Annotated in this window: 12 protein-coding genes and 2 tRNA genes; 6 read left to right on the top strand and 8 right to left on the bottom strand. The window is 61.6% G+C overall.

Annotated features, from left to right (window positions below; translation table 11 throughout):
• Positions 1-180: 180 nt before the first annotated feature.
• The 6 genes from DQ405_RS18945 (at position 181) to DQ405_RS18920 (ending at position 7,415) form a co-directional block, all read left to right on the top strand.
• On the top strand, positions 181-1,371 hold the full coding sequence (locus DQ405_RS18945; RefSeq protein ID WP_168425627.1) for an aromatic ring-hydroxylating oxygenase subunit alpha: 1,191 nt from the start codon (positions 181-183) through the stop codon (positions 1,369-1,371).
• Between the two features lie 10 nt (positions 1,372-1,381).
• Positions 1,382-2,827, top strand: a complete 1,446-nt coding sequence (locus tag DQ405_RS18940; RefSeq protein WP_168425626.1) for an aldehyde dehydrogenase family protein — start codon at positions 1,382-1,384, stop codon at positions 2,825-2,827.
• Positions 2,828-2,832: 5 nt separating this feature from the next.
• Positions 2,833-4,230, top strand: coding sequence for an FAD-dependent oxidoreductase (locus DQ405_RS18935; RefSeq protein ID WP_168425625.1), 1,398 nt, complete (start codon positions 2,833-2,835; stop codon positions 4,228-4,230).
• A 9-nt stretch (positions 4,231-4,239) separates the two neighbouring features.
• A complete protein-coding gene (locus DQ405_RS18930; protein ID WP_168425624.1) occupies positions 4,240-5,568 on the top strand; it encodes an NAD(P)/FAD-dependent oxidoreductase in 1,329 nt (442 codons plus the stop codon).
• Positions 5,565-5,936 (top strand): ethanolamine utilization protein EutQ, encoded by a 372-nt coding sequence (locus tag DQ405_RS18925; RefSeq protein ID WP_168425623.1) that lies wholly within the window; start codon positions 5,565-5,567, stop codon positions 5,934-5,936. Before DQ405_RS18930 ends, DQ405_RS18925 begins: the two co-directional genes overlap by 4 nt.
• 159 nt (positions 5,937-6,095) lie before the next feature.
• A complete protein-coding gene (locus DQ405_RS18920) occupies positions 6,096-7,415 on the top strand; it encodes an MFS transporter (protein ID WP_168425655.1) in 1,320 nt (439 codons plus the stop codon).
• Between the two features lie 60 nt (positions 7,416-7,475).
• Here the strand turns inward: DQ405_RS18920 and ychF are convergent, their stop codons facing one another.
• The 8 genes from ychF to lolB form a co-directional block, all read right to left on the bottom strand.
• Complete coding sequence (gene ychF, locus DQ405_RS18915) at positions 7,476-8,576, bottom strand: redox-regulated ATPase YchF (protein WP_168425622.1); 1,101 nt, start codon at positions 8,574-8,576, stop codon at positions 7,476-7,478.
• A gap of 142 nt (positions 8,577-8,718) precedes the next feature.
• Positions 8,719-9,303 carry an aminoacyl-tRNA hydrolase gene (pth, locus tag DQ405_RS18910; protein WP_168425621.1) on the bottom strand — a complete coding sequence of 195 codons (585 nt, stop codon included), beginning with the start codon at positions 9,301-9,303 and terminating at the stop codon, positions 8,719-8,721.
• Positions 9,304-9,337: 34 nt separating this feature from the next.
• Positions 9,338-9,955 (bottom strand): 50S ribosomal protein L25/general stress protein Ctc, encoded by a 618-nt coding sequence (locus tag DQ405_RS18905; RefSeq protein WP_168425620.1) that lies wholly within the window; start codon positions 9,953-9,955, stop codon positions 9,338-9,340.
• A gap of 124 nt (positions 9,956-10,079) precedes the next feature.
• Positions 10,080-11,021: a ribose-phosphate pyrophosphokinase gene (locus DQ405_RS18900; protein ID WP_025242805.1), complete on the bottom strand. Its 942-nt coding sequence runs from the start codon at positions 11,019-11,021 to the stop codon at positions 10,080-10,082.
• 83 nt (positions 11,022-11,104) lie between these two features.
• Positions 11,105-11,179, bottom strand: a tRNA-Gln gene (locus DQ405_RS18895).
• A 50-nt stretch (positions 11,180-11,229) separates the two neighbouring features.
• A tRNA-Gln gene (locus DQ405_RS18890) sits at positions 11,230-11,304 on the bottom strand.
• Between the two features lie 14 nt (positions 11,305-11,318).
• A complete protein-coding gene (ispE, locus tag DQ405_RS18885) occupies positions 11,319-12,179 on the bottom strand; it encodes a 4-(cytidine 5'-diphospho)-2-C-methyl-D-erythritol kinase (RefSeq protein WP_168425619.1) in 861 nt (286 codons plus the stop codon).
• A complete protein-coding gene (gene lolB / locus DQ405_RS18880; RefSeq protein ID WP_168425618.1) occupies positions 12,179-12,799 on the bottom strand; it encodes a lipoprotein insertase outer membrane protein LolB in 621 nt (206 codons plus the stop codon). Before lolB ends, ispE begins: the two co-directional genes overlap by 1 nt.
• Between the last annotated feature and the right edge of the window lies 1 nt (position 12,800).

Raw genomic sequence — 12,800 nt, 5'->3', positions numbered from 1 at the left:
GCCCGTGTTGAGTTGCCTATCCAGGCGAGGGGTAGCTCGGTCCATGAGGAAATATCATTAATGTCGCCGGAAAAATCGTTTGTGGAGGCATTCAAAGGTTGATGAAACTCGCTGCCAACGGACCTGGCCAGCGTGCCAGCCGATCATAAGAAAAACCGTGCCTTGCAGTGGAGAACAACAATGACAACTTCCAGCTCTCGACTCATTCCGGTTCAACAACTGGAACGTATATTCAACCCGATCGAGCAAGCCACCGGGCTCGCCAATGAGTTTTACACGGACCAGCGCTATTTTGAGCTGGAGCGCGACGAAGTGTTGGGCAAGACTTGGGCGTGCGTCGGCTTCGCCAGCGATCTGGTCAAGAATGGCTCGGTCAAGCCGATCGACTTCATGGGCTTGCCGTTGCTGCTGATGCGCAACCGCGAAGGCCTGGTGCAGGTATTCCATAACGTCTGCAGCCATCGCGGCATGAAGCTGGTGCAGGAAGAGGGTGAAGTACAGGGCGTGATTCGCTGCCCGTACCATTCCTGGACCTATGATCTCAACGGCAAGCTGCGTGGCACGCCGCATGTCGGTGGGATCGATAACCACAAGGACGAGCGCTTCGCTTGCGAGAAGCACGGCCTGAAGCCGCTGCGCAGCTCGATCTGGATGGACATGGTGTTCATCAACCTGTCCGGCGATGCCCAGCCGCTGGAAGAGATGCTGGCGCCGCTGACCGCGCGCTGGTCGCAGTTCCTCGGCGACGAAGGCATGAGCCTGTTGCGCCGCCGCCCGGGTCAGGACGCCACCACCCTGGACATCAACTGCAACTGGAAACTGGCCGTCGAGAACTATTGCGAGGCCTACCACCTGCCCTGGGTGCATCCGAGCCTAAACAGCTATTCGCGGCTGGAAGATCACTACAACATCATGTTCGACGAGCGTTTCGCCGGGCAGGGCAGCCACGCCTACAACCTGTCGGATGTCGCCGGCACCCACCTACCGAAGTTTCCCAGCTGGCCGCAGGATCGTTTGCGCAACGCCGAATACGTGGCCTTCTTCCCCAACGTATTGCTCGGTATCCAGGCCGATCACGCGTTCGCCATGCAGCTGGAGCCGGTCGCGCCGGGCCGCACGCTTGAGCACCTGCGGGTGTTCTACGTGGGTGACGAAGCGCTGAGCGACGAGTACGCGGCCTGTCGCAACGCCGTGCTCGAATCCTGGAAGGTGGTGTTCGCCGAAGACATCAGTTCGGTGGAAGGCATGCAGAAAGGCCGCCTCTCGCCGGGCTATACCGGCGGCGTCTTCTCGCCGGTGATGGATGTCCCGACGCATTTCTTCCATCAGTGGGCTGCGCGTCAGCTGCTCGAAATCACGCCGTCTGCCTGAGGAAGCCGCCATGCATTCGATTGCCTCTCATTGGCTGAATTACATCGATGGTGAATGGGTCGACAGCCCGCAGCATCTGGTGGTGAACAACCCAGGTACTGCCGAGCCGCTGGCCACGGTCGCCCGCGCCGGTGTCGCCGACGCCGAGCGCGCGCTGCTGGCGGCGCGGCGTTGTGCCGACAGCGGTGCATTGAGTCGGGTGCGCCCGGCTCAGCGCGTCAGCTGGTTGCTGCGGATCGCCAGCGAGATTCGCGACCTGGCGAACGAAGGCGCCTGGGTGCTGTGTCAGGAAAATGGCAAGAGCCTGGCCGACGCCCGAGACGAGTTCACCGAGGCCGCACGTTATTTCGAATACTACGCCGGCATGGCCGACAAGATCGAGGGCACCTCGATTCCGCTGGGCGACGGCTACATGGATTTCACCGTTTACGACCCGATCGGCGTTTCGGCGCAGATCGTGCCCTGGAATTTCCCGGTATCCATCTGCGCGCGCTCATTGGCGCCGGCATTGGCTGCCGGCAATGCGGTGGTGATCAAATCCCCGGAGCTCTCGCCGTTGGGCATGTGCGTGCTGATCCGCGCCATCGCCAACGCGGGCTTGCCGAATGGGGCGGTCAATCTGATCTGCGGTCTGGGTCGAGAAACCGGTGCGCATCTGGTGAGCAGCGCCAAGGTGGACCAGATCGTCTTCACCGGCTCGGTTGCAACCGGACAATCGATCCTGCGCGCTGCGGCAGAGCACGCCATTCCCTGTGTCATGGAGCTCGGCGGCAAATCGGCGGCAATCGTCTTTGCCGATGCCGACCGCGAGCAGCTGCTGGCCAGCGTCAAGGGCGGGATTTTTTTCAACGCCGGCCAGGTCTGTTCGGCCATGTCGCGCTTGCTGGTGCAGCGTGACATCTACGAGGAAATCGTCTCGGACGTAGTGGCGCTGGCCGAAGGGCTCAGCGTCGGGCTCGGCCAGGACAACCCCGACCTCACTCCGGTGATCAGCGCCGGCCAGCTGGCCGGCATCGAAACCCTATGCCGACGCGCGGCTGACGAGGGGGCAGTGGCCGCCACCGGAGGCGAGGCGTTCAGCGACCGAAGCGGACACTTCATGCGGCCCACGGTGTTTCGCGATGTCAGCCCCGAGATGTCCATCGCCCAGCAGGAGGTGTTCGGTCCGGTGCTGACGGTGATTCCCTTCGACACGGAAGAGGAAGCCATCGCCATTGCCAACGGAACCGATTTCGGCCTCGTCGCTGGCGTGTTCACCCAGAACATCAATCGCGCCATGCGCTGTTCGCGCCGTTTGAAGGCGGGCCAGGTGTTCGTGAACGAATGGTATGCAGGCGGCATTGAGACGCCGTTCGGCGGCGTCGGCCTGTCGGGCTACGGCCGAGAAAAAGGCCAGGAGGCGTTGTACAGCTACGTTCGCACCAAGAACGTGGCGATCCGCGTGGCGGGGGAGTAATCGATATGTTCAAGACTTGGCTTTGTGTGGTTTGTGGCCTGATTTACGACGAAGCACTCGGCTGGCCACAGGACGGTATCGTCGCCGGCACGCGCTGGGCCGATGTGCCCGAAGAATGGAAATGCCCCGAATGCGGCGTCGGCAAGAGCGATTTCGAGATGCTCGACGTCAGCGAGTCGGTGATTGCCGATGTTGCCGCCAGCACGCCATTGCCGCAGCCGTCTGTCGTGCAATCCGCTCCGACGCCGCGTCAGCCGATCGTCATCATCGGTAGCGGTTATGCCGGCTACGGGCTGGCCCAGGCGCTGCGCAAGGCTGATCCGAAGGTCGAGATTCGCGTTTTGACTCGCGAATCCGGGCATCTGTATTCCAAGCCGGGCTTATCGATCGGTCTGGCTCAAGGCAAGACTGCCGAAGCGATGGCGGGTGAGCCTCCTCTGGCCATCGAAAAACGCCTGAATATCCGCGTTTACCCGCATTGTTCTGTCGAGCGTGTCGACAGCGCCGCGCGGCGGCTACACACCAGTTTCGGCGAGATGGAGTATGGCCAGCTGGTGCTGGCCTGTGGCGCTCAGCCGATCCGGCTACCTATCGAAGGTGCTACCGAGGCGTTGTGCAGCATCAACAATCTGCATGACTACCAGGGCTTTCGCCAGCGTCTGGTCGGTGCGCGGCGGGTGGCGATTCTCGGTGATGGCCTGATCGGCTGCGAATTCGCCAATGACCTGGCGAGCAACGGTTTCGAGGTCAGCGTGATCGGTCTCGGCCAGTGGCCGATGGAGCGTCTGCTGCCAGTCGAAGCGGGCCGGCACTTGCAGGCGGCGCTGGCCGAGCTGGGGGTGGACTGGTATCTGCAGAACACGCTGCAGCGGATCGATCCGCTGGAGCAGGGCTACCGCCTGAGCCTGGCCGATGGCCGGCAGCTGGATGCCGATCTGGTGCTTTCTGCGGTGGGCCTGCGTCCGGACCTGGGCCTGGCCGAAAGTGCTGGGGTTGCGGTGGGGCGCGGCATACGGGTCGATGCACAGCTACGCACCTCGCAGGAAGGAATCTACGCCCTGGGCGATGGCATCGAGATCGAAGGTCAGCTGTTGCCGTACCTGGCACCGATCAATCAGGGCATACAGGCGCTGAGCAAAACCCTGCTGGGGCAGCCGACGGAGGTCAGCTATCCGCTGATGCCGGTCACGGTGAAGACGCCCGTCGCCCCGCTGTGCCTACTGGCGCCGGCCGCTGGCTGTGCCGGTGAATGGCGGGTGACTCCCGCCGATGACGGTGTGAGTGCCGGTTTCTACGACAGCGAAGGGCAACTGTGCGGCTTCGTGCTGCTCGGTCGTCAGGCTCAGCTGCAACGCAATGCTTGGCTGCAATCCTGCCAGAGCGCACAACGGGCCGTTGCCTGAGGGGTCATCATGAAAAGCTCAATCAATCTGCCCCACGACGACGCCAGTTGTGGCTGGTACAGCGCATTGCCCGAAGCACAGGCTTGCACTCGCTTGCAGGGCGAGCAGCGCGCCGATTACGCGGTGATCGGCGCAGGTTTCGCCGGACTGGCGGCCGCACGGCGCCTCGCCGAACACCATCCGCAGGCGCGCATTCTGCTGGTCGACGCACAACGCGTCGGCTATGGCGCCTCGGGGCGCAACTCCGGTTTCGTCATCGATCTGCCGCACAAGTTTGCATTGGAGCATCCTGAGCCTGCGCATAAGCAGCGTCTGCTGGCGCTCAACCGTGCCGCCATTGCACAGCTGCAGGGTCTGATCCAGCGCCACGGCATCGAATGCCAGTGGTCGCACGCCGGTAAATATCAGGGTGCGGTGGGCTCTCGCGGGCTGGCCTATCTCGAGCATTTCGAGCATCTGCTCAAGGGACTTGGCGAGCCCTACCGGCGGGTCGAGCGCGGCGAGCTGGCCCAGGTTCTCGGTACCCAGCATTACAGCGGCGCGATCTTCACGCCGGGCTGTTACCTGATGCAGCCGGCAGCACTGGTCACCGGTTTGGCCCGATCGCTGCCTGGCAATGTCGAGCTGCTTGAAGAGTCGCCGATCCAGCGTCTCGAGCGTGATGGTCAGGGCGGCTGGTTGCTGCACGGTAGCAACGGGCGCATCCGCACCCCGCAATTGCTGCTCGGCACCAGCATCTTCACCCAGGAGTTCGGTTACCTGCGCAACCGCTTGCTGCCGGTGATGACATTCGCCAGCTGGACGCGCCCGTTGAGCGACGCCGAGCTGGCGGCCTATGGCGGGCAGCTCGACTGGGGCCTGACCCCGGCGGACCATGCCGGCACCACGGTGCGCATGACCCAGGACCGTCGAATCATCATCCGTAACACCTACAAGCATGTACCCAAGTATGGGCGCAGCAGCAGCGAGGCCATGCGCACCAGTATCCGCGAGGATCATCGCAAGGCCTTCCAGGCGCGCTTTCCGCAATTGGCTGAGGTGCCCTTCAGCCACACCTGGGGTGGGGTTTACGCCATCTCGCGCAACTTCACCAATTTCTTCGGTGAGTTGGAGCAGGGCGTTTACGCCTCGGCTTGTGACAACGGCGTCGGTGCGGCTTGGGGCACCATCTCCGGAACGTTGCTGGCGGATCTCGCGGTGCAGGCCGACTCGGCACAGCTGCGAGACATCCAGGCGGTGACCGGTATGCCCTCGCTTAATCCCCCTGAACCCTTCCTCGGTCTGGGCGTGCGCTCGCGCATTCGCCTGGCAGCCTGGAACAGTCGGAGTGAGCTATGAGCAAGGTCGTTTCCGGACGTGGGCCGGTGTTGCGGGTGGATCATCATGATCTCGATTTCATCCCCCGTGGCGGCCCACCGGGCGCTGCCTACGTGGCGCGCGCGATCAGCAACGAGGTGTCGCCGAACATCGGCATTGGCTTCGCTCGCTGGGAAGGCGCCGAGGTCGCCTGGACGTTACTTTATGACGAGGTAATTTTCGTCATCGAGGGCTGCTTCGAGCTGCAGGCCAACGGCGAGCTGTATCGGGTTGAACCGGGGCAGCTGCTGTGGATACCCGAAGGCACCGAACTGGTCTATGGCGGCCATGCCTTGTTCGGCTACGTGGTGCACCCGGGCGATTGGAAGCAGCGCCACGGCCTGGTCTGAAACGCGCCGAGGCAGGTGACGAGCGTTAGCGTCAGCGCTGAACGCTCGGTGTGCTTGTCATTCCGTTTGGTCGATTGGAATGTGACTGCATGGTAATGCCGGTCACGAATTGGCGCGCAGGGTTGGCGCTTATTGAAGGGAGGCCGGCCGGTGCTCGGACTGACCAAGACGTTTGGTGCGTTGTACCTGGCCACCTTGCTGATGCAGCTTGGCTCGACCCTGTTGATGACTTATCTGGCGCTGCGTCTGAACGCCGATGGCGTGGCCGAGCTGTGGGCCGGCGCGCTGATGGCGGCCAATGCGCTGGGCATGGTGCTGGGCGGCAAGGTGGGCCACGTGCTGATCGAGCGTGTCGGGCACATCCGTGCCTATGTCGCCTGTGCGGGTGTCATTTGCGCCGCTGTCCTGACCCATGAATTCAGCAGTGCCTTGCCGCTCTGGCTGTTACTGCGCGGCGTGGTAGGGCTCGCCATGATGTGCCAGTTGATGGTACTGGAAAGCTGGCTCAACGATCGCGCACAGAGCGATCAGCGAGGCAAGGTGCTGGGCATCTACATGGTCGCGGTGTATATCGGCATGATGCTTGGGCAACTGGCCCTGAGCCTGGGCGGTGACCTGGATATTCGCCTGATGCTCGGCGTCGCCATTGCGTTTGCGCTGTGTCTGGTGCCAGTGGCGCTGACTCGTAGCATGCATCCGGCCGATCTGCACCCGGCACCCATCGACATTCGTTTGTTCCTGCAGCGCGTGCCGCAATCGCTGATCACTTGCCTGGTTTCGGGCATCATCAACGGCGGCTTCTATGGCTTGGCGTCGATCTATGCGGCCAGACAGGGTCTGGGCACCGTCGAGATCGGCCAGTTCATGGCGTTGTCCATCGCCGCAGGTCTTGTGGCGCAGCTGCCCCTTGGCTGGCTATCGGATCGGCTACCGCGCGCCAGCCTGATTCGATGCGTGTCGGTGCTGCTGATCTTTGCATGCCTGCCGCTGGCATACCTCCAGCAGCTGACGTTCGCCTGGTTGCTGGTATTCGGCGGCTGCATCGGCTTTCTACAGTTCTGCCTCTACCCGCTGGGTGTCGCGCTCGCCAACGACAATATCGAACCCGAGATGAGGGTTTCGCTGGCTGGCTTGTTGCTGGGTGCATTCGGCGTCGGTGCCTGTGTCGGGCCGCTTCTGGCCGGTGCGTTGATGGAGGGTTTCGGTGCGCCGAGCCTGTATTACTTCTTTGCCGGCTGCAGCGCGCTGCTGGCGTTGGCGGTGGGGCAGGACCGGGTGACCGGCGAGCATCTGCAGGCGGATGCTCCGCTGCAGCACCAGGCCACACCCAACGGACTGGCCAGTGCGACCCTGGCGGCAGCGGTTGAGCCGGCCGATGAGGTGCAGGAGAGCGAAGCGTCGGCCACGGGGATCGCGGATCGAGAGACTCCGGTGATTTCTCTGGGTTCCTTGGGCGCAAAAAACCCCGTATCACGTTAGTGATTACGGGGTTCGGTGTGCTCTGCGAGGGCCGCCGTAGTACGGCTTTCCTGCGTCTCGCTATACGTTGAAACGGAAATGCATCACGTCGCCGTCCTTGACGATGTATTCCTTTCCTTCCAGGCGCCATTTGCCGGCTTCCTTGGCACCGGCTTCACCCTTGTACTGGATGAAATCGTTATAGGCGACCACTTCGGCGCGGATGAAGCCTTTCTCGAAATCGGTATGGATGACGGCGGCGGCCTGGGGGGCGGTGGCACCAACCCTGACGGTCCACGCACGGACTTCCTTCACACCGGCGGTGAAGTAGGTCTGCAGGTTGAGCAGTTCGTAACCGGCGCGGATCACGCGGTTCAAACCGGGTTCCTCGAGGCCGAGGGACTCGAGGAACATGTCCTTCTCCTCGCCATCGTCCAGCTCGGCGATTTCCGCTTCGATCTTGTTGCATACCGGCACCACGACAGCGCCTTCTTCGGCGGCGATGGCATTGACCACGTCCAGGTGCGGGTTGTTCTCGAAGCCGTCTTCAGCGACGTTGGCGATGTACATCACCGGCTTGCTGGTGAGCAGGTGGAAGCCCTTGGCCAGTTGAACTTCGTCATCGCCGAGCTTTTTTAGCAGAGTGCGGGCCGGCTTGCCTTCGGTGAAGTGGGGGATCAGCTTCTCCAGTAGCGCCTTTTGCGCCACGGCTTCCTTGTCGCCGCCCTTGGCGTTGCGGGTTACGCGTTGCAGCTGCTTTTCGCAGCTGTCGAGGTCGGCAAAGATCAGTTCCAGCTCGATGATTTCGATGTCGCGCTTGGGATCGACCGAGTTGGATACATGGATGACGTTTTCGTCTTCGAAGCAACGCACCACGTGGGCTATCGCATCGGTCTCGCGGATGTTGGCCAGGAACTTGTTGCCTAGGCCTTCGCCCTTGGAGGCCCCTTCGACGAGGCCGGCGATATCGACGAATTCCATGGTGGTCGGCACCACGCGCTCGGGTTTGACGATCTCGGCCAGCGCCTGCAGGCGTGGGTCGGGCATCGGCACGATCCCGCTGTTCGGCTCGATGGTGCAGAAGGGGAAGTTTTCCGCAGCGATACCGGACTTGGTCAGCGCGTTGAACAGGGTGGACTTGCCGACGTTGGGCAGGCCGACGATGCCGCAATTGAATCCCATGGTGTCTTGCCTCGGTGTTGGCTGGCAGCGTTGAGCTACCGGCATTGCCAAACTGCGTTAAACGGCTTTGGGCATGATAAGAAAGAACTGCCCGATCCCAGCCGTTGCCTTGTCTTGTATGCCTGTACTGCAGGCTTGCACGCTACGCCTTCTGGCTGTGCAGCCGCTGCATGGCACGTGTCCAGTCGCCAGCGAGAATTTCGGGCAGCACATCAAGGGCGAAATCGATACTGGCATCCAGCTTTTCGCGTTCCGCCTGCGGCGCGCGTCCCAACACATAGCCGGTAACCAGACTGCTGTGCCCGGGATGGCCGATGCCCAGACGCAGGCGGTAGAAACTGTTCTGATTACCGAGCCTGGCGATGATGTCGCGCAGCCCGTTATGCCCGCCATGGCCGCCGCCCTGTTTGAGCTTGGCGACGCCGGGGGGCATGTCGAGTTCATCATGGGCGACCAGGATGGACTCAGGAGAAATTCGGAAAAATCCGGCCAGTGCCGCCACCGCCTGACCGCTGCGGTTCATGAATGTGGTGGGGATCAGCAGGCGGACATCTTCGTCCTGGTGGCGAAACTTGCCGACCAGCCCGAAGTATTTACGATCGACGCTGAGGTTGACGCTCTTGTGGGCAGCCAGACGCTCAACGAAAAGGGCCCCTGCGTTATGCCGGGTCTGGTCGTATTCAGGGCCTGGATTACCCAGGCCAACGATCAGTTTGACGGCAGTCACGACAGAGGCCCTTCCTCAGGTGCTTGCGAGTGGATTACTCGGCAGCGCCTTCTTCTTTCGGAGTGTCTTCCTTGTTCACGCGCGGAGCATGAACGTTGGCCACCGGCAGGTCGCTGCCGTGCGACAGGGAAACCAGCTCGACGCCTTTCGGCAGCTTGAGATCGGTCATGTGCAGAACCTGGCCGATTTCAACTTTGGCCATGTCGACCTCGATGAACTCTGGCAGATCCTGCGGCAGGCAGGAGACTTCCACTTCGTTGATGTTGTGCAGGATTTCGCCACCTTGCTGCTTCACGCCAACCGAGGTTTCCTGGTTGAGGAAGTGCAGCGGAACGATAGCGGTCAGCTTGTGGCCGGCTACGACACGAACGAAGTCAGCGTGCAGGACGAAGCTCTTGGCCGGATGACGCTGCAGCGCCTTGATCAGAACGGACTCGTTCTGGCCGTCGACGTTGAGGGTCAGCACGTGGCTGAAGGACGCTTCGTTTTCCAGCATCTTGGCCAGGTCTTTGGCCAGCAGGCTGATGGATTGCGGAGCCTTGTCGCCACCATAGATGACGGCCGGGACGAGGTTGGCGTTACGACGCAGGCGGCGGCTCGCACCTTTCCCCAGGTCGGAACGCACTTGGGCATTCAGAGTGAAATCATTCATTGTGTTTCTCCAGGATAACAACGCTCCCGAAGTGCTCGCGACCAGCACTACCGGGCGGTTGGGCAAAAAGCCCCGCACGGGGCGGGGCACATTTTCGTTCTGCGCGAAGGGCTAAGCTTTCGGCTTAGCGGAACATCGCGCTGATCGATTCAGCATTGCTGATACGGCGAACCGCCTCAGCCACCATTGGCGCGATGTCCAATTGGCGAATACGGGTACAGGCTTGCGCCGCTGCGGACAGCGGAATGGTATTGGTCACCACCAGTTCGTCGAGGACCGAGCCTTCGATGTTCTCGATGGCGCGACCGGACAGAATCGGGTGAGTGCAATACGCGAAGACCTTGGCAGCGCCATGATCTTTCAGGGCAGTTGCGGCGTGGCACAGAGTGCCAGCGGTATCGACCATGTCATCGACGAGGATGCAGGTACGGCCTTCGATATCACCGATGATGTGCATCACTTCGGACTGGTTAGCCTTCGGGCGACGCTTGTCGATGATCGCCAGATCCACACCCAGCGACTTGGCGACGGCGCGAGCACGCACTACACCACCAATGTCGGGGGAAACGATCATCAGGTTCTCGAAGCGCTGGGCCTGAATGTCATCGACCAGGACCGGCGAACCGTAGATGTTGTCCACGGGCAAATCGAAGAAACCCTGAATCTGATCGGCATGCAGGTCAACGGTGAGGACGCGGTTGACGCCCACCACATCGAGCATGTCGGCCACGACCTTGGCGCTGATCGGCACACGTGCGGAGCGCGGACGGCGATCCTGACGGGCATAACCAAAGTAGGGGATGACGGCAGTAATGCGGGTGGCGGAGGACCGGCGGAAGGCATCTGCCATCACAACCAGTTCCATCAGATTGTCGTTGGTGGGCGCACAGGTCGGTTGAATCAGAAAGACGTCCTTACCGCGAACGTTCTCGTTGATCTCGACACTGATTTCGCCGTCGGAGAACTTTCCGACGTAGGCGTCACCGAGGGGGATATGCAGCTGACGTACAACACGCCGGGCCAGGTCGGGGTTGGCGTTCCCCGTGAAGACCATCATCTTGGACACGCGCAGTACCTGCCTGAGGGTGGATCCGATGAAACAAAAAGCTGTTCAAAAGGCCAGGCATTCTGAACAGCTCTCATGATGTTTGGCAGGGGCGGCTGGATTCGAACCAACGCATGCCAGGATCAAAACCTGGTGCCTTACCGCTTGGCGACGCCCCTGTAGATGTAGCCTTGAATGTGCTTGCAGTTGTACAAAACCCGAAAGGTTATGGCAGGGGCGGCTGGATTCGAACCAACGCATGCCAGGATCAAAACCTGGTGCCTTACCGCTTGGCGACGCCCCTGTAATGTACAACCTCTAACCACTCATTTCCTGCGCCAGTTGCGCGAGCCTTCGGTGCAGCATCGAAATGTTGCGCCCTTGAGCTACGAAAGCTGGTAAATCGACCGGAAGTTGGCGGCAAACTTTATCAGCCTCACCTTTGTTTGGGAAGCTCCCAAACACACAAGCTCCAGTGCCGGTCATCCTTGCTGGAACAAATTTGTTCAACAAGCTCAAAGCGTTACGCACTTCTGGATAACGCTTCTCGACCACCGGCTGACAGTCGTTATGACCGCCCCCTGCAAGAAGGCTGCGAACTGTAATGGCCGGGGTATTACGTGTCAACTCTGGGTCGGAAAATATTTCCGCTGTACTAACAGAGACTTGCGGGGCGATCACGAGGAACCAGGGTTCGCTCAATTCGACTGGCTGCAGGCATTCGCCGACCCCCTCGGCAAAGGCCGCGCGCCCTCTAACGAACACGGGCACATCGGCCCCAAGGCTAAGGCCAATCTCCGCCAGCGCGTCTTCATTCAGATGGGTTTGCCACAGCTGATCGAGGCCAAGCAGCGTGGTCGCCGCGTCGGAGCTGCCACCGCCTATACCGCCGCCCATGGGCAAGCGTTTGGTCAGTTGAATATCGGCGCCAAGTGCGCAACCACTGTGCGCTTGCAGCAGGCGGGCGGCGCGCACGATGAGGTTGCTATCGTGATCGACACCGGGCAGCTCGGTGCATAGGCGAATCTGGCCATCAGTGCGCAAGGTGAAGCTGAGCTCGTCGCCGTAATCGAGAAACTGGAAGAGGGTCTGCAGCTCGTGATAGCCGTCGGCGCGGCGACCGAGGATGTGCAGCATCAGGTTGAGTTTGGCCGGAGCCGGCAAGGTCAGTTTGTGCATCAGCGGCCGAGCCGGCGTGGCTGCCAGTCCTTGATGACGAGGGTGATTTGCAGGTCTCGACCGGCCAGCTTGATGCGTGCAGGCAGGGTATCGCCGTCTTCCTCGCTGTAGCCGAGATACTGAACATCCCAGCCATCCTGGTGAAGGCTGGCAAGGTGGCCGTTGGCGTCCAGTGCGATGCGACTGCGGCTATCCGGCGCGGGAAGGCCGCGCACCCACCAGAGCAAATTCGATACAGGCAGCTGCCAGCCGAGTTGGCTTTCAACCAACGCTTCCGGCGACTTGGCTTCGAAGCGACCCTCCCCTGCGACCTCCAGCGTGACTGCATCAGGACGACCGGTCAGGCGAGTGGCGCCGCGGCCCAGCGGGCCAGACAGGCGAATGTCGAAATAATCCTGGCGCTGCAGCCAGAACAAGGTGCCACTGCCCGAATCCTGCGGTGCTCGAATGCCGATCTTCCCGCTGATCTGCCAGCCATCGATTTCGCTGACCTGTGCTTTGTGCGCCTTCCAGTCTTCCGCGTTGCCGGGGCCTTCGACGGTTTCCTGGGGGGCAAGGCCGGCGCAGCCAGCCAGCAACAGGGCGAGGGCAGGGGTCAGCAGGTTACGCATCACCTTCATG

The sequence above is a fragment of the Pseudomonas sp. SST3 genome (assembly GCF_003325755.1).
The sequence above is the reverse complement of the archived record's forward strand: the minus strand, read 5'-3'. Positions and strand labels throughout refer to the sequence as shown.